Genomic DNA, 17,016 nt, shown 5'->3' with positions numbered 1-17,016 from the left:
GCAAAAGGGTTTTGTGCGTCGCCGCAGGCTCCTGTGCCGCGCGGGCCGGAGCGGGGGAGGGACGGGCATGGCGGTGAGCGGCGCGACGCCCCGCGTGTCCTGGGCCAGCGAAGCCGAACGCTCCCGTGGCCGCCTTGTCCCGGAACCCGAGATGCCGCCGCGCAGCCCGTTCCGGCGCGATTGCGACCGCATCATCCATTCCACCGCCTTCCGCCGGCTGAAGCAGAAGACGCAGGTCTTCGTCTTCAACGAGGGCGACCATTACCGCACCCGCCTCACCCACACGCTGGAGGTGGTGCAGGTGGCCCGCTCCATCGCCCGTGCGCTGGGGCTGGACGAGGACCTCGCCGAGGCGCTGGCGCTGGCGCACGATCTCGGCCATCCGCCCTTCGCCCATGCCGGCGAGCGGGCGCTGGACGCCTGCATGGCGGGGCAGGGGGGCTTCGATCACAACGCCCAGTCCCTGCGCGTCGTCACCCGCATCGAAGGCCGCTACGCCGCCTTCGACGGGCTGAACCTGACGTGGGAGACGCTGGAAGGCATTGCCAAGCACAACGGCCCGCTGACCGACCGTGAGGGCAATGGCATCGGCCGCTATCGGGACGGCCTGCCCCATGCCATCCGCGTGCATTCGGCTCAGCAGGATCTCGAACTGTGGAGCCACGCCTCGGCGGAGGCGCAGGTCGCCGCCATCTCCGACGACATCGCCTATGACGTCCACGACCTCGACGACGGCCTGCGCGCCCACATGTTCACCCTGGACGACATCGCCGGCCTGCCCCTGGTGGGCGAGGCGCTGGCGAGCGTCCGCGCGCGCTATCCCGGCCTCGACGTGCCGCGCACGGTGAACGAGGTGCTGAGGCTGGTCATCACCCTGCTCATCGAGGATGTGGTGGCCGAGAGTCAGCGCCGCGCGCAGGCCGCCGGCGTGGCTTCGGCGGAGGACGTGCGGGCGCTCGGCGCCCCCGTCATCGCCTTCTCGGACGCCATGCGGGAGAAGGAGAAGGCGCTCAAGGGCTTCCTCTTTCCCCGCATGTACCGGCACGAGCGGGTCAATCGCATCATGGCCGAGGCACAGGGGGTCATCCGCGACCTGTTCGCCTATTTCATCAACCGCCCGAAGGATCTGCCGGCCTCCTGGCAAGACGGTATCGATGCGCTGGAGGGCGAGCGCCTCGCCCGCCGCGTCTGCGACTACATCGCGGGCATGACCGACCGCTACGCCCTCGACCAGCACGCCCGCTTCTTTGACTCGACACCGGACTTGCGTTAGGCGCGCCGGCAACCGAACCCGATTGGACCCCATTCCATGAACGTCTACGCGATCTTCGCCGATCACGTCCGCGAAGCCGTCGCCGCCCTTGTTGCCGAGGGCCACGTCAAAGCCGGCCTCGACCTCGCCCGCGTGGTGGTGGAGCCGCCGCGCGATGCGAGCCATGGCGACCTCGCCACCAACGCGGCCATGGTGCTGTCCAAGGATGCCGGCCTCAAGCCGCGCGACCTCGCCGAGAAGATTGCCGGCAAGCTCCAGGCGGTGCCGGGCGTGGCGCGGGTGGATGTGGCCGGGCCCGGCTTCATCAACATCGCCCTCGATGCGGCTTTCTGGCCCAAGGTGCTCGCCGCCGCTCTCACCCAGGGCCTCGACTTCGGCCGCTCGACGCTGGGGGCAGGCGAGAAGGTGAATGTGGAGTACGTCTCCGCCAACCCCACCGGCCCCATGCACGTCGGCCATTGCCGGGGTGCGGTGTTCGGCGATGCCATGGCGCGCCTCCTGGCGTTCGCCGGCTTCGCGGTGACGAAGGAATATTACATCAACGATGCCGGCGCCCAGGTGGACGTGCTCGGCCGCTCCGCCTTCCTGCGCTACCGCGAGGCGGTGACGGGCGAGGCGGCGGACATCCCGGACGGTCTCTATCCCGGTGATTATCTCATCGCCGTCGGCCAGCAGCTCGCCGAGATGCATGGCGGCGAGTATATGGCTGCGCCGGAGAGCGAGTGGCTGCCCGTATTCCGCTCCTTCGCCATCGGCTGCATGATGGAAATGATCCGCGACGACCTCACTGCCCTCGGCATCGAGTTCGACGTGTTCTTCTCCGAGCGCTCGCTGGCCTTCGGCGCGGTGGACAAGGTGGGCGCCACCATCGAGGCGCTGCGCGCCTCTGGTGAGGTCTACGAGGGCCGCCTGCCGCCGCCCAAGGGCGCGCCTATCGAGGATTGGGAAGACCGCGAGCAGACCCTGTTCCGCTCCACCGATTTCGGTGACGACGTGGACCGGCCGCTCAAGAAGTCGGACGGCAGCTACACTTATTTCGCCGGCGACATCGCCTACCACAAGGACAAGGTGGAGCGCGGCTTCCTCAAGATGATCGATGTCTGGGGCGCCGACCATGGCGGCTACGTCAAGCGCATGCAGGCGGCGGTGAAGGCGGTCTCCGGTGGCAAGGCCAGCCTCGACGTTGAGCTGATCCAGCTCGTTCGCCTGTTCCGCAATGGCGAGCCGGTGCGCATGTCCAAGCGCGCGGGCTCGTTCGTCACTCTGCGCGAGGTGGTGGACGAGGTGGGCCGCGATGCGGTGCGCTTCATGATGCTGTTCCGCAAGAACGACGCTCCGCTGGACTTCGACCTCGGCAAGGTGATCGAGCAGTCCCGCGAGAATCCAGTCTTCTACGTGCAGTATGCGCACGCCCGGGCCAAATCGATCCTGCGCAACGCCCACGAGCAGTTCGCGGACCTGCCCCCCGAGCCCGCAGGCTTCGCCGGAGCGGCCCTGGCCCGACTCGATGACGAGGGCGAGCTGACGCTGCTGCGGCGCATCGCCTCCTGGCCGCGTCTCGTCGAGCAGGCGGCAACGGCGCGCGAGCCGCACCGCGTTTCGTTCTTCCTGCATGATCTGGCGAGCGAGTTCCATGCCCAGTGGAACCGGGGAAAAGACTTGCCACATTTACGCTTCATTATCGAGAATGATCGAGATTTGACCTCGGCCCGCCTCGCATTGGTGCATGGCGTTGCCACGGTACTCGCTTCCGGTCTCAAGGTGCTCGGAGTTGAGGCCGTTGACGAGATGAAATAATCGCTCGTCCGGTTGCGGTCCGGCGTATGCTGGCCGAGGTGCGGGCGGGGCTTGGTGGCCGGTTTGCGAAGATTGGTTTCGCGAGAATCCGGCCGGGTGGGCGGCGCAACACATCGAGGCGACATGGGCGACGAAAGCAGGTACCGCTACCGGCGTGACGATGCTGCCACGCAAAGCGGCCCCGGCTCCCGGCCGGCGCAGGCCGCGAGTGGCGATCGTGCGGCCGGTCGTGATCCCCTCGCCGAGCTGGCTCGGCTCATGGATCACGATCCTTTCGACGATTTCGACGGGCTCCCGCCCGAACAGCAGGCTCGCTCGGCCGCGCCCCAGCAGGGTGCGTCCCAGTCGGTCGATCCCCGCCGGGCGCCCGCGCAGCGCTATGCGCCTCCGGCGTCTCCTTCACCTGCGCCGGCGCAGCGCCTGGCACCGCCCCAGCCCGCGCGTGCCGCGCTCCAGCCGCCGTCCCGCGCGGCTGCTGTCGAACCCGAATACGACGAGGACGACGACGCCGAGGCGTGGAACACCGCCCCCGCACGTCAGCCTGCCGTTCCGGCCCGCAGCGCGCCCTCTTACGCGCCGGAGCCTCAGTCCCGCGCCCCGCAGGGCTACGGTCAGTCCGGCTATGCCCAGCCTGCCCCGTCCTACGCCCCCGCGCCCCGCCCGGCGGACGCGCGCGCGGCTGACGTTCGCCTGGGTTACGGCTCGCTCGCCCGCGATGCCGCCGCCGCTCGCGCCGTGCCGGCTCAGCAGCAGCCGGCTCAGGACTATGACGATTACGACGATGACTATGACGACGGCGTAGACGATCCGCGCCAGCCTGATCCCCGCCAGCCTGATTCGCGCAACGTGGATCCGAGGGCGCGGGCCGCCGGCTATGGGCAGGCTCAGGCTCCGCAGTCACAGCAGGCTTACGGCCGCGACGATGCCCAGGGGTATCGCCAGGATCCGCGCTCGCAAGAGCCGCGCTATCAGGACACGCGGTATCAGGACGATCGCCGCCCCGCCTCCGGCCAGCCGGCCCAGCAGGCGGCGCGCTACGACGACGAGACGGATGAGGCGGGCTACGCCTATTCCGCGGCACGGCGTGACGAAGATTACGACTACGACGACTACGACGACCGCTACGATCCCGAATATGCCGACGACGGCTACATGCCGCCTCACGGCGAGGAGATGTACGAGCCGGAGCCGCGGCGGCGTCGCGGGCGCACCGCGCTCGTGCTCGGGGTGTCGCTCGTGGGTCTCGTGGTCGCGGGCGTGGCCGGCGTGTTCGCCTACAACATGGCCGTGGGCCGCTCCGGCCTGATATCCTCCTCCGGCACGCCGCCGGTCATCAAGGCGGATTCCGCTCCCGCCAAGACCACGACGCCGCCCGCAACGGCTGATGCGCAGAAGTCGATCTACGATCGCGTCGGCGGGCCCGTGACCGCCGGAAACGAGAAGATGGTGCCGCGCGAGGAGCAGCCGGTGGATGTGACCTCCGCCGCTCGCGCCCCCGCCGATACCGGCCCGGCGCCCGCCGCGCAGCCCATGCAGGCGACGCAGAACCTCACCGAGCCCAAGCGCGTGCGGACCATGACCGTGCGCGCCGACGGCAGCGTAACGCCCGGCGTGCCCTCCAGCGCCGTCTCGGCCTATGCGCCGAGCCAGAATCCGATCCCGGTGGGGCTGCCGCAGCCCAATCCCGTGACCACCGTGCCTGCCTCCGCTCCCGCGGACGCGACCGCCAGCACGTCTCCCGCGCCCACGGCGGCCGGCACTTATGTGGTGCAGGTGGCCTCGCAGCGGTCGGAGAGCGACGCGCTCGGCTCCTGGAAGGCGCTGCAGGCCAAGTATCCGAACCTCCTGGGCAGCTACAAGGCAACGGTCAAGAAGGCGGACCTTGGCGACAAGGGCATCTACTACCGCGCTCAGGTCGGTCCCTTCGCCGGTCGCGATCAGGCCAACGACCTTTGCCAGTCCCTGCGGGCGCAGGGCGGCGACTGTGTCGTGACCAAGAACTGACGCGGCAGACGAGACCGCATTCCCACGCAAAAGGGCCGCTCTCGGAGCGGCCCTTTTTTAGGACAGATGCCCGCGAGACCTCAGACCGCCGCCTCGCGCAGCAGGTCGAGCGCCTGCAGCACGGAGAGCCGGCGCACCTCGGCGCGGCCGATCTCGCCGAATCGCTTTTCGCGGTGGACGGTCGTGCCGTCGCGGCGGGCACAGGCGAAATGGACGAGCCCCACGGGCTTCGCCGCCGAGCCGCCGCCCGGCCCGGCCACGCCGGTGATGGCGACCGCCGCATCCACCCCTGCCGCCTTGCGTGCCCCCTCGGCCATGGCACGGGCGGTTTCCTCGCTCACGGCACCATGGGCGGCAAGGGTCGCCTCGGGCACGCCGAGCATCGCCATCTTGGCAGCATTGGAATAGGTGACGAAGCCACGGTCCACCACGTCGGACGATCCCGGCACCTCGGTGAGGGCGCCGGCCACGAGCCCGCCGGTGCAGGATTCCGCCGTCGCCAGCGTCCAGCCGCGGGCGCGGAAGGCGTCGAGGACGGCGACGGCGCGGGCGTAGGTCTCCTCGTCCATCGTCAGATATCCTCTCCCGCCGGCAGGCGGATGGTGGCGCTGGCCATGGCGGCGATGCCTTCCCGCCGGCCGGTGAAGCCGAGCTTCTCCGTGGTGGTGGCCTTCACCGAGATCCGGGCCACCGGAACGCCGGTGATGCGGGCGATCTCGGCCCGGATGGCGTCGCGATGGGGGCCGACCTTCGGCGCCTCGCAGATGAGGGTGAGGTCGAGATGGGCGATCCGCCCGCCGCGCGCCGTCACCTTCTCCACCGCATGGGCGAGGAAGCGGTCCGAGGACGCGCCCTTCCATTGCGGGTCCGAGGGCGGGAAATGGGCGCCGATGTCACCGTCGCAGAGCGCCCCGAGCAGGGCGTCGGTGAGGGCGTGCAGGCCCACGTCCGCATCCGAATGGCCGACCAGCCCGAATCCGTGGGGCACCGCGACGCCGCCGAGCATCACATGGTCGCCCGGGCCGAAGGCATGGACATCGAAGCCGGTGCCGGTGCGCACGTCCGGTAGATCGGCGAGTGTGGAGGCGGCGGCACGGGTCATGTCTTCGGCTGTGGTCAATTTGATGTTCCCTGTCTCGCCGGCGAAGGTCGCGACCCGATGGCCCGCCCATTCCATCACCGAGGCATCGTCAGTCAGCGTGGTCACGCTGCTCTCGGCCGCCGCCCGATGGGCGGTGACGAGCGGGTCATAGCGGAAGGCCTGGGGCGTCTGCACGGCGCGCAGCGCCGCGCGGTCCAGCGTCTCCGCCACCACCCCGTCCGCATCGACGCGCTTCACCGTATCCGTCACCGCCAGCACCGGGATCGCGGCATCGGCCGCGCCGACCGCGGCGATGGCGCGGGCGATGAGATCGGGCGTCGCATAAGGACGGGCGGCATCGTGCACCAGCACGATCGTCGGTTGAGGGGCAGCCGAGAGGGCCTCAAGCCCCGCTCGGACCGAGTCCTGGCGCGTCGCGCCACCGGAAACTGGTGCCAGAATCTTGGGCAAGCCTTCCGCAGCATCCGCAAAGAGGCCTGAATCATCGCTATGGATGACCGTGAGCACGGCCGTGACGGCCGGATGCTCGCAAAAAAGGCGCAGCGTGCGGCGCAGCACCGGCTCGCCGCCAAGTTGCTGATATTGCTTGGGCAAGGGGCCACCTGCACGGCTTCCGCGACCGGCGGCCACCACGATCGCCACGCAGTTCGTGGCCGACGCTCCGGTCATGGCCGGATCTCGCTTCGGAACGAAGGTGAGAGATCAGGCCGGTAGCGCGAGGTGGGGCCGGACATGCTGCGGTGCAGCGGCACGCACACTGCCCTTGCGTGCTGCGCACATTTGTCTAAGATGTAGGCAGAACACAGCTGGCCTAAATTCTGTGCAAGAGACTGTCCCATTGTCCATTCCGGCGTTGCGCCTCGGCGCCGTGACCCTGCCCAATCCGGTGCTCCTCGCCCCCATGGCGGGAATCACCGATGCGCCGGTGCGACGGATGGCGATCCGCCATGGCGCGGGGCTCGTCATATCAGAAATGCTGGCCAGCGAGGCGCTCCTCGACGGGCATCCCGAGATGCTGCTGCGCGCCGAGGGCGAGGGCGTGCCGTTCCATGCCGTCCAGATCGCCGGCAACGACCCGCGCCTGATGGGCGAGGCGGCACGCGTGGCCGAGGCGGCCGGCGCCGGGCTGATCGATATCAACATGGGCTGCCCCGCCAAGCGCGTCACCACCGGTGCCGCCGGGGCGGCCCTTTTGCGCGACCTGCCGCTGGCCCGCGCGATCTTCGAGGCGGTGCGCGGCGCGGTCAGCGTTCCCGTGACGGTGAAGACCCGGCTTGGCTGGGACGATGGCTCGCCCACCGCCGTCGCTCTCGCGCAGATGGCCGAGGCGTGCGGGCTTTCCATGGTGACCATCCACGGCCGCACCCGCTGCCAGTTCTACACCGGCAGGGCCGACTGGCGCGCCATCCGCGCGGTCAAGGACGCCGTATCGATTCGCGTGATCGCCAACGGCGACGTGGTGAGCCTTTCGGACGGGCGGGGCATTCTCGCGGCTTCCGGCGCGGATGGGCTGATGATCGGCCGCGGTGCGCAGGGCCGGCCGTGGTTTCCGGGCCGTGTGGCGCAGACGCTGGCCGGCCGAGTGGTCGACGAGGATCCGCCCCTCGACGCCCAGCGGGACATCCTGCTGGAACTCTACGAAGGCTGGCTGTCGCTCTACGGCACGACGCTCGGCGTCCGGCAGGCGCGCAAGCATATCGGCTGGGCGCTCGATGCGGCCGCCGCAGGGCAGGGGAGTGATCGGGTCGCCTTCGTGGAGCGCTGGCGCAAAGCGCTGCTTGTGCTCGACGAGCCGGGCCGGGTGAAGGCCGGCATCGTGGCGGCCTTCGACGAACTCATGTGGAGGGCTGCGGCATGACGGCCGAAGCCAGAAAGCAAGACACACGGAAGATGGATCAAAAGCGCAAGGGCAGTTCGAAGACAGCGGCCAAGGCTGCGGGCAAGGAGGTCGCCAAGGAGGCGGCCAAGGAGGCGGCGCAGGAAGCCGTCAGCCCGCCTGTTCACCCGGTCGCCAAGACGGGCGGCGCCGAGCCGGGCATGACGCGCGCCATTCTCGACGCCGTGCCGCACCCGCTGTTCACCATCGCCGGCAACGGCCATGTGGTGGAAGCCAATGTGGCGGCTGAAGCCTTCTTCGAGGTCAGCGCCCCCCTTCTGCGCCGGAGGCCCCTGAGCGAGTTCGTGCCCTTCGGCACGCCGCTCCTCGGCCTGATCGATCAGGTGCGCCAGCGGGGCGCGCCGGTGAACGAATATCGCGTGGACCTTGGCACCCCGCGCAACGGCGGCGAGCGCATCGTGGACATCCACGTGGCGCCGGTGAACGAGCAGCCGGACAATGTGGTGGTGATGCTTCAGGAGCGCACCATCGCCGACAAGATGGACCGCCAGCTCACCCATCGCGGCGCCGCCCGCTCGGTGAGCGCGCTTGCCTCCATGTTGGCCCACGAGATCAAGAACCCGCTCTCGGGCATCCGCGGCGCGGCGCAGCTTCTGGAGCAGTCCGCCGACGACGAGGACCGGGCGCTCACCCGCCTGATCTGCGACGAGGCCGACCGCATCGTGAAGCTGGTGGATCGGATGGAGGTGTTCTCCGACGAGCGCCCGGTGGAGCGGGAGCCGGTGAACATCCATGCGGTGCTGGAGCATGTGCGCACGCTGGCGTCCTCAGGCTTTGCCCGCCATATCCGCTTCGTGGAGGAGTACGACCCCTCCCTGCCGCCGGTGCTGGCCAACCGCGACCAGCTCATCCAGGTGTTCTTGAACCTGGTGAAGAATGCGGCGGAAGCCATCGACAGCGACCAGGACGGCGAGATCCTGCTTTCCACCGCCTTCCGCCCCGGCGTGCGTTTGATGGTGCCCGGTGCCTCCACCCGGGTCAGCCTGCCGCTCGAGTTCTGCGTGCGGGACAACGGCAAGGGCGTGCCGGAAGACCTCGTGCCCCACCTGTTCGACCCGTTCGTGACCACCAAGCCCACCGGCTCTGGCCTCGGTCTTGCTTTGGTGGCGAAGATCATCGGTGACCACGGCGGCATCGTCGAATGCGACAGCCAGCCCCGCCGCACCACGTTCCGCGTGCTCCTGCCCATGTATCGCGGCAAGAGCCCTGTTCGAGAGGACAATTGAGGTGTCGATGCCATCCGGAAGCATCCTGGTCGCCGACGACGATGCCGCGATCCGCACCGTGCTCAACCAGGCGCTCTCGCGCGCGGGATATGAGGTGCGTTCCTGCGGCAACGCCGCCACGTTGTGGCGCTGGGTGAGCCAGGGGGATGGCGATCTCGTCATCACCGACGTGGTGATGCCCGACGAGAACGCCTTCGACCTCCTGCCGCGCATCAAGAAGGCGCGGCCGGACCTGCCGGTCATCGTCATGAGCGCGCAGAACACTTTCATGACCGCCATCCGCGCCTCCGAGCGCGGGGCCTATGAATATCTGCCCAAGCCCTTCGACCTGAAGGAGCTGATCTCCATCGTCGGCCGCGCCCTCGCGGAGCCGAAGAAGGGCGACGGCGGCCATCACGCCCCCGAGGAGCAGGACAACATCCCGTTGGTGGGCCGCTCGCCCGCCATGCAGGAGATCTACCGCCTCCTCGCCCGCCTGATGCAGACCGACCTCACCGTGATGATCGCGGGCGAGAGCGGCACCGGCAAGGAGCTGGTGGCCCGCGCACTGCACGACTACGGCAAGCGCCGCACCGGGCCGTTCGTCGCCATCAACATGGCGGCCATCCCGCGCGACCTCATCGAATCGGAGCTGTTCGGCCACGAGAAGGGCTCGTTCACCGGTGCCACCACCCGCAATCCCGGCCGCTTCGAGCAGGCCGAGGGCGGCACGCTCTTCCTCGACGAGATCGGTGACATGCCGATGGAGGCGCAGACCCGCCTGCTGCGCGTCCTCCAGCAGGGCGAATACACGACGGTCGGCGGACGCACGCCCATCAAGACCGACGTGCGCATCATCGCCGCCACCAACAAGGATCTGCGCACGCTGATCCAGCAGGGCCTGTTCCGCGAGGACCTGTTCTTCCGCCTGAACGTGGTGCCGCTGCGCCTGCCGCCCCTGCGCGAGCGGTCGGAGGATGTGCCCGACCTCGTCCGCCACTTCTTCCTGCAGGCCGAGCGGGAAGGCCTGCCGGCCAAGCAGATCGACGCGGCCGCCCTCGACCGGCTCAAGCGCTATCGCTGGCCCGGCAACGTGCGCGAGCTGGAAAACCTCGTCCGCCGCCTCGCCGCGCTCTACCCGCAAGAGGTCATCACCCCCGCCATCATCGAGGCCGAGCTTTCCGAGCCCATGCCGAACATGCTGTCGGAAGAGGGCCCGGTGGATGCAACGCTCGCCGCTTCGGTGGAGCGGCACCTCAACACCTACTTCTCGGGCTTCGGCGAGAATCTGCCCCCGCCCGGCCTCTATCACCGCATTTTGAAGGACGTGGAATATCCGCTGCTGTCCGCTGCGCTCGCCGCCACCCGCGGCAACCAGATCAAGGCAGCGGAACTGCTCGGGCTCAACCGCAACACGCTGCGCAAGAAGATACGCGATCTCGACATCCAGGTGATTCGTACCTCGCGCTGATCCCCGGGTCTTGAGGCGACGCACACGCCCCGCGGGTGTCCCATCCGCGGGGTTTGTTGACGGCTACGATATATCCAAATGAATATAGCTTATTCGCCTGTTCATTTCGGAGCCTTGCCATGCGCGCCCGCATTTGCGCCGTTGTTTTTCTTTGCCTTTCCGCCGCAGCATCCCGTGCTGACGACATCCGCCTTGTTGCTGCGGGCAGCCTCACCGGCGCGTTCGACGCGATGATCGCGGACTATGGCCGCACCCATCCCAAGGATCACATCGCAACCAGATGGGGTCCGTCCGGGGTGCTCAGGACGGAGCTGGAAAACGGCGGCGCCTTCGACATCTTCGCCTCCGCAGCTCTGCCCCACGCGCAGGCGCTGACGGACAAGGGCCTTGCCAGCGACAGCGTGCTGTTCGCCCGTAATGCGCTGTGCGCCATCGCGCTCTCGGATGGCCCACCGCTCGCGTCCGACACGCTGGTGGAGACGCTGCTGAAGCCGGACATCCGCCTCGCCACGTCGACGCCGAAGGCCGATCCGGGCGGCGACTATACGTGGGAGCTGTTCGCGCTGATCGATAAGCAGCGCCCGGGCGCGTTCGCCGCGTTGAGCGGCAAGGCCCAGCAAGTGTTTGGCGGCGCGGCGACCACCGGTCCGCTCAATGGCCGCCACAGGCTGGCCGTGGCGCTCGGTGACCGGAGCGCGGACGTGGCCATCTACTACTGCTCGGGCACGCAGGAGATGAGCAAGGCGGACCCAGGGAAATACAAGGTGGTAGCGCTGCCCCGCGACCTCGCCGTGGGGCCGGAGTACGGGCTGACGCTCGCCAATACGGCCTCGCTGCCCGCCGCGGATTTCGCCATGTACATCCTCTCGCCCACTGGCCAGAAGACCTTGGCGGATTTTGGATTCATCCCGGTGACGCTGCCGGCCGCACGCTGATTCGTCTGCGGCGCATCGCATCCTGCCGCGGGGAGAGGCGTCCTGCGGCACCGCCGCGCAGGGAGGCGGGGCAAAGGCGGGCGAATTCGCTGACCCGGCTACCTGTCTTTCGCTGCCTTCGCACCAAATCCGGTGGAGGGGGATGCGTCTGTCACATTTTTGCACCAGTGTCGTTCCACTGCATCACTCCGGGCCGCACGAGTCGTCGCGCCGGCCGGTAGCGCTGGGACGGTCAGGCACACATGAGCGATGAGCCGGTCGGGTACGCCGCAAGAGACATGAGGCCGCGGCGCAGTCTGTTCGCCCGCCTGTTCGCGCCCGTCGTGGTGGTGCTGTCGCTGGCTCTGGCGGTGGCCACCTTCGCCATCATCATGGGCCTCACCTCCATCGTGCCGACGCCGACGGTGACGATTGCGGCCCTCGCGGCATCGGCCGTCGCTGCGTTCTCGCTGCTTGCCATCATTGGCCGGGAAGTCTGGCGCATCTGGCAGGCGCGGGCGCGCGGGCGCGCCGCCTCGCGGCTCCACGTGCGGATCATCGGCCTGTTCGCCATCGTCGCCGTGGTGCCGGCAGTTGTGGTGGCTCTGGTGGCGAGCTTCACCCTCGATCGAACCCTCGACCGTTATTTCTCCGAGCGCACGCAGGAGATCGTCGGCTCGGCCTCCTCTGTGGCGCAGACCTATGTGCGCGAGCACGCGCTCTCCATCCGCGGTGACGCGTTGGCCATGGCCAACGATCTGTCGCAGCAGAAGAATCTCTACGATACGGACATCGACAAGTTCCGCCAGGTGCTGACCGCCCAGGCCGCCCTGCGCAACGTGCCGGGCGCCCAGATCATCCACCGCGACCTGTCCGTGGTGGAGCGGGCGAACCTGCGCACGGGCCGCGAGTTCCTCGTGCCCACCAACATCGCCATCAACGAGGCGACCACCGAGCAGCCCATCATCTATGTGGATTCCGACTATGTGGGTGCCGTGGTGCCGCTCACCGGCTTCGACGATCTTTTCCTGTACGTGGCCCGGCCGATCGATCCCCGCGTTCTCGGCTATCTGAAGGTGACGAGCGACACGCTGGCCGACTATCGCGCGCTGGAGCAGCGGCGGTTCAGCGTCCAGCTCGCCTTCGCCGCCATGTATTCGATCGTCACGCTGATCGTGCTCCTGTCAGCGGTCTGGCTCGGCGTCACGTTTTCCAAATGGCTGGTGGCGCCCATCCGCCGGCTGATGTGGGCGGCAGATCGCGTGGCCAAGGGCAATCTCGACATCCAGGTGCCGGTGAACCGCGCCGAGGGCGACCTTGCAACCCTCGGCGAAACCTTCAACAAGATGACCGGCGAACTGAAGACCCAGCGCAACGCCCTCGTAAGCGCCCGAGACCAGATGGACAGTCGCCGCCGCTTCACCGAGGCGGTGCTCTCCGGCGTCGGCGCGGGGGTGATCGGCCTTGATGCCGACGCCCGCGTCACCATCCTCAACCTTTCGGCGGAGCGGCTGCTGGGTGTCTCAGAGGCCGAGGGCCTGGGTCGCCCGCTTGCCGAGGTGGTGCCAGAGACGGCAACCCTGCTCGAAGAGGCGCGGGGCGCCGGTCAGCGCGCGGTTCAAGGCAACATCACGGTGCAGCGCGACGGCCGCGAACGAATCTTCGCCATGCGCGTCACCACCGAGCAGTCGGCAGCCGAAGCGCACGGCTGGGTGGTGACGCTCGATGACATCACCGCCCTCATCACCGCCCAGCGCACCTCGGCGTGGGCGGACGTGGCGCGGCGCATCGCCCACGAGATCAAGAACCCGCTCACCCCCATCCAGCTCTCCGCCGAGCGGCTGAAGCGCAAATACGGCCGCCACATCACCCAGGATCGCGACGTGTTCGACCAGTGTACGGACACCATCATCCGGCAGGTCGGCGACATCGGCCGCATGGTGGATGAGTTCTCCTCCTTCGCCCGGATGCCCAAGCCCGTGGTGGACGCACAGGATCTTGCCGAGACCGTCCGCCAGGCGGTCTTCCTCATGCGGGTCGGGCACCCGGATGTCACCTTCGAGACCGAACTGCCCACCGCGCAGCCGGCCCGTTTCGATCGCCGGCTCATCAGCCAGGCGCTTACCAACATTCTCAAGAACGCCGCGGAGGCCATCGAGGCCGTCCCGGACGCCGAGCGCGGCAAGGGCCGCATCCGCGTCCGTGTCGCTGCGGCGGGGGAGGATCTCCTGATCGACGTCATCGACAACGGCGCGGGCCTGCCGCGCGAGAAACGCAGCCGCCTTCTGGAGCCCTATGTGACCACGCGCGAGAAGGGGACGGGGCTCGGCCTCGCCATCGTCGGCAAGATCATGGAAGAGCACGGCGGCGGCATCGAACTCAACGATTCGCCCGAGGGTCGCGGCGCCTGGATCAGGCTCCGGATGCGGGCGGATGGTCTACCACCGGCCGGCGCGGGCGGGGCGCAACCGGTCCCTCAAGCAGGGAGGGCCTGATCCATGGCCATGGACATCCTCATTGTCGATGACGAAGCCGATATCGGCGAACTGGTCGCCGGCATCCTGGAGGACGAGGGCTATTCCGCCCGCACCGCCCGGGACGCCGACGGCGCGCTCGGGGCCATCGCCACGCGGCGGCCGAACCTCGTGTTCCTCGACATCTGGCTGCAGGGCAGCCGCCTCGACGGGCTGGAACTGCTCAACGAGATCAAGTCGCAGCATCCGGACCTGCCGGTGGTGATGATCTCGGGCCACGGCAACATCGAGACCGCAGTCGCCGCCATCAAGCGCGGCGCCTACGATTTCATCGAGAAGCCGTTCAACGCCGACCGCCTGGTGATGGTCACGGAGCGGGCGCTGGAAACGCTGCGCCTCAAGCGCGAGCTGAAGGAGCTGAAGCAGATGACGCCCCATGGGCGCCTGCTCGTCGGCCGCTCCAGCGCGATCCAGCAGCTCAAGGGCACCATCGATCGGGTGGGGCCCACCAACAGCCGTATCCTCATCGTCGGCCCCTCCGGCTCCGGCAAGGAACTCACCGCGCGCCTCATCCACGGCGTCTCCGGCCGGGCTCAGGGGCCGTTCGTGGTGCTGAATTCCGCGGCCATCACGCCGGAGCGGCTGGAGTTCGAGCTGTTCGGCGTCGCCGAAGGGGAGGGCAGGGAGCAGAAGCGCGGGGCGCTCGAAGAGGCCCATGGCGGCACCCTCTTCCTCGACGAGATCGCCGATATGCCGCGCGAGACGCAGAACCGCGTGCTGCGCGTGCTGGTGGAGCAGACCTTCACCCGCGTCGGCTCCAACGACAAGGTGAGCGTGGACGTGCGCATCATCTCCTCCACCGGGCGCAACCTGGAGGAGGAGATCGCCAAGGGCCGCTTCCGCGAGGATCTCTATCACCGCCTCTCGGTGGTGCCGATCCGCGTGCCGCCGCTGGCGGAGCGCCGCGAGGATATCCCCGATCTCGTGGACTTCTTCCTCGACAGCATCTCCCAGACTACCGGACTGCCGCGCCGGCCCATCGGCGAGGACGCCATGGCGGTGCTGCAATCCCACGATTGGCCCGGCAACGTGCGCCAGTTGCGCAACAATGTGGAGCGTCTGCTCATTCTTGCCGGCGGCGACCCGGAGGCGACCATCACCGCCGCCATGCTGCCGCCGGACGTGGGCGCTCTGGTGCCCACGCTTCCCAACGGCAATGGCGGCGAGCATCTGATGGGTCTGCCGCTGCGCGAGGCACGCGAGGTGTTCGAGCGGGAATATCTCGCCGCGCAGATCAACCGCTTCGGCGGCAACATCTCGCGCACCGCCGAATTCGTCGGCATGGAGCGATCGGCCCTTCATCGAAAGCTTAAGGCTCTTGGCGTAGGGTGAAGGTCCGCGGACGTGACCGGGGCGGGTTGACGGGGTGCCCGAAAAGGGGGCTGCATCGGTGCGTTCGGTCCGCTGACCAGCGACGGCCGGGCGCCCGGGGGGAGGGTTCATGAAGGTCGTGATCTGCGGCGCGGGCCAGGTGGGGTTCGGCATCGCCGAGCGCCTCGCCGGTGAGCAGAACGACGTGTCCATCATCGACACGTCCCCGCGCCGCATCCAGATGGTGACGGAACAGCTCGACGTGCGCGGCGTGGTGGGGCAGGGCTCCCACCCGGACGTGCTCGCCCGTGCCGGCATCGAGCAGGCGGACATGCTCATCGCCGTGACCCTCCACGACGAGGTGAACATGGTGGCCTGCCAGGTGGGCCACGCGCTGTTCAACGTGCCGACCAAGCTTGCCCGCATCCGCGCCCAGACCTACCTCGCACCCGAATGGCGCGACCTGTTCGCCCGCGACCAGCTGCCCATCGACGTCATCATCTCCCCCGAGGTGGAGGTGGGCGAGATGGTGCTGCGCCGCCTCTCTTTGCCCGGCGCCTCGGATACGGTGAGCTTCGCGGACGGGGCGGTGGTGATCGTCGGCGTCTCCTGCACTGAGGACTGCCCGGTGGTGGACACGCCGCTGAAGCAGCTCACCGAGCTGTTCCCGGACATCCAGGCGACCATCGTCGCGGTGAGCCGGGGCGGCCGCTCGTTCGTGCCGCGCTCCAACGACCAGATCCTCACCGGGGATCTGGTCTATTTCGTCGCGCAGGCAGACCACGTGCAGCGCACGCTCTCCCTGTTCGGGCACGACGAGGTGCCGGCCCAGCGCATCGTCATCGCCGGTGGCGGCAACATCGGCTACTACGTCGCGACCGAGCTGGAGAAGCGCAACGCCGCCGCCCGGGTGAAGCTGATCGAGGCCAATCGCGAGCGGTCGCAGGCCATCGCCGAAGAGCTGCGCCGCACCGTCGTGCTCAATGGCGACGCGCTGGAGCGCGCCATTCTCGACGAGGCTGGGGTGGGGGAGGCCGACACCATGATCGCCCTCACCAACGACGACCGCATCAATATCCTCTCCTGCCTGCTCTCCAAGCAGGTGGGGGCGAAGCGCATCCTGGCTCTGTTGAACGAGCAGGGCTACGCCACCTTCGCCCGGGGCCTCGGCATCGACGCCCATGTGAACCCGCGCCAAATCACCGTCTCCAAGGTGCTCCAGCACGTGCGGCGCGGCCGTATCCGCGGCGTCCATGCGCTGCTCGATGGCTCGGGCGAGATGATCGAGGCGGAGGCGCTGGAAACCTCGCCGCTGGTGGGTAAGCCCCTGCGCGACCTCGGCCTTTTGGACGGGCTGCGCATCGGCGCCGTGGTGCGCAACGGGCAGGTGCTGCTGCCGCGCGGCGATTTCGTCGTGCGCGCCCATGACCGGGTGGTGCTGTTTGCTCTCGCCGACCGCATCAAGCGCGTGGAGCAGCTGTTCCGCGTGGCGCTCGAATTCTTCTGAA

General features: G+C 68.6%; 12 protein-coding genes. 10 read left to right on the top strand and 2 right to left on the bottom strand.

From position 1 onward, the window contains the following. Window positions 1–67: 67 nt before the first annotated feature. The 3 genes from ACT54R_RS22510 to ACT54R_RS22500 all read left to right on the top strand — a co-directional run bounded on the left by ACT54R_RS22510 (window position 68) and on the right by ACT54R_RS22500 (window position 5,074). Window positions 68–1,273: a deoxyguanosinetriphosphate triphosphohydrolase gene (locus tag ACT54R_RS22510; protein ID WP_476330368.1), complete on the top strand. Its 1,206-nt coding sequence runs from the start codon at window positions 68–70 to the stop codon at window positions 1,271–1,273. A gap of 36 nt (window positions 1,274–1,309) precedes the next feature. Then, window positions 1,310–3,070: an arginine--tRNA ligase gene (argS, locus tag ACT54R_RS22505; RefSeq protein WP_476330364.1), complete on the top strand. Its 1,761-nt coding sequence runs from the start codon at window positions 1,310–1,312 to the stop codon at window positions 3,068–3,070. Window positions 3,071–3,328: 258 nt separating this feature from the next. Further along, complete coding sequence (locus tag ACT54R_RS22500; protein WP_476330360.1) at window positions 3,329–5,074, top strand: SPOR domain-containing protein; 1,746 nt, start codon at window positions 3,329–3,331, stop codon at window positions 5,072–5,074. Between the two features lie 80 nt (window positions 5,075–5,154). On the opposite strand, the gene ACT54R_RS22495 is transcribed toward ACT54R_RS22500, so the two are convergent. After that, the gene (locus tag ACT54R_RS22495) at window positions 5,155–5,643 is read right to left on the bottom strand and encodes a CinA family protein (RefSeq protein WP_476330356.1); all 489 of its coding nucleotides are present in this window, start codon (window positions 5,641–5,643) and stop codon (window positions 5,155–5,157) included. Window positions 5,644–5,645: 2 nt separating this feature from the next. Then, window positions 5,646–6,845, bottom strand: coding sequence for a bifunctional 2-C-methyl-D-erythritol 4-phosphate cytidylyltransferase/2-C-methyl-D-erythritol 2,4-cyclodiphosphate synthase (locus tag ACT54R_RS22490; protein WP_476330352.1), 1,200 nt, complete (start codon window positions 6,843–6,845; stop codon window positions 5,646–5,648). Between the two features lie 169 nt (window positions 6,846–7,014). On the opposite strand from ACT54R_RS22490, the gene dusB reads away from it, so the two are divergent. From dusB to trkA, 7 genes are all read left to right on the top strand, one after another. After that, on the top strand, window positions 7,015–8,034 hold the full coding sequence (gene dusB, locus ACT54R_RS22485; RefSeq protein WP_476330348.1) for a tRNA dihydrouridine synthase DusB: 1,020 nt from the start codon (window positions 7,015–7,017) through the stop codon (window positions 8,032–8,034). A gap of 179 nt (window positions 8,035–8,213) precedes the next feature. Next, window positions 8,214–9,299, top strand: a complete 1,086-nt coding sequence (locus ACT54R_RS22480) for a two-component system sensor histidine kinase NtrB (protein WP_168458263.1) — start codon at window positions 8,214–8,216, stop codon at window positions 9,297–9,299. Between the two features lie 7 nt (window positions 9,300–9,306). Next, a complete protein-coding gene (ntrC, locus tag ACT54R_RS22475) occupies window positions 9,307–10,749 on the top strand; it encodes a nitrogen regulation protein NR(I) (RefSeq protein WP_168457840.1) in 1,443 nt (480 codons plus the stop codon). Window positions 10,750–10,868: 119 nt separating this feature from the next. Next, window positions 10,869–11,684 carry a substrate-binding domain-containing protein gene (locus ACT54R_RS22470; protein WP_476330342.1) on the top strand — a complete coding sequence of 272 codons (816 nt, stop codon included), beginning with the start codon at window positions 10,869–10,871 and terminating at the stop codon, window positions 11,682–11,684. Between the two features lie 278 nt (window positions 11,685–11,962). Beyond that, the gene (locus ACT54R_RS22465) at window positions 11,963–14,158 is read left to right on the top strand and encodes a sensor histidine kinase NtrY-like (RefSeq protein WP_476330337.1); all 2,196 of its coding nucleotides are present in this window, start codon (window positions 11,963–11,965) and stop codon (window positions 14,156–14,158) included. 3 nt (window positions 14,159–14,161) lie between these two features. Beyond that, window positions 14,162–15,529, top strand: a complete 1,368-nt coding sequence (gene ntrX, locus ACT54R_RS22460; RefSeq protein ID WP_168457837.1) for a nitrogen assimilation response regulator NtrX — start codon at window positions 14,162–14,164, stop codon at window positions 15,527–15,529. Window positions 15,530–15,638: 109 nt separating this feature from the next. Continuing rightward, window positions 15,639–17,015: a Trk system potassium transporter TrkA gene (gene trkA / locus ACT54R_RS22455; protein WP_168457836.1), complete on the top strand. Its 1,377-nt coding sequence runs from the start codon at window positions 15,639–15,641 to the stop codon at window positions 17,013–17,015. Window position 17,016 lies beyond the last annotated feature (1 nt).

This window comes from Xanthobacter sp. DMC47 (assembly GCF_056313845.1).
Note: the sequence above shows the minus strand (reverse complement) of the source record. Positions and strands in the feature narration are given on the sequence as shown.

Excerpts from the sequence above, each read along its gene's own strand:
- ACT54R_RS22510 (WP_476330368.1), top strand. The coding sequence starts at position 68 with ATGGCGGTGAGCGGCGCGACGCCCCGCGTGTCCTGGGCCAGCGAAGCC.
- argS (WP_476330364.1), top strand. The coding sequence starts at position 1,310 with ATGAACGTCTACGCGATCTTCGCCGATCACGTCCGCGAAGCCGTCGCC.
- ACT54R_RS22500 (WP_476330360.1), top strand. The coding sequence starts at position 3,329 with ATGGATCACGATCCTTTCGACGATTTCGACGGGCTCCCGCCCGAACAG.
- ACT54R_RS22495 (WP_476330356.1), bottom strand. The coding sequence starts at position 5,643 with ATGGACGAGGAGACCTACGCCCGCGCCGTCGCCGTCCTCGACGCCTTC.
- ACT54R_RS22490 (WP_476330352.1), bottom strand. The coding sequence starts at position 6,845 with ATGACCGGAGCGTCGGCCACGAACTGCGTGGCGATCGTGGTGGCCGCC.
- ACT54R_RS22480 (WP_168458263.1), top strand. The coding sequence starts at position 8,214 with ATGACGCGCGCCATTCTCGACGCCGTGCCGCACCCGCTGTTCACCATC.
- ntrC (WP_168457840.1), top strand. The coding sequence starts at position 9,307 with ATGCCATCCGGAAGCATCCTGGTCGCCGACGACGATGCCGCGATCCGC.
- ACT54R_RS22470 (WP_476330342.1), top strand. The coding sequence starts at position 10,869 with ATGCGCGCCCGCATTTGCGCCGTTGTTTTTCTTTGCCTTTCCGCCGCA.
- ACT54R_RS22465 (WP_476330337.1), top strand. The coding sequence starts at position 11,963 with ATGAGGCCGCGGCGCAGTCTGTTCGCCCGCCTGTTCGCGCCCGTCGTG.
- ntrX (WP_168457837.1), top strand. The coding sequence starts at position 14,162 with ATGGCCATGGACATCCTCATTGTCGATGACGAAGCCGATATCGGCGAA.
- trkA (WP_168457836.1), top strand. The coding sequence starts at position 15,639 with ATGAAGGTCGTGATCTGCGGCGCGGGCCAGGTGGGGTTCGGCATCGCC.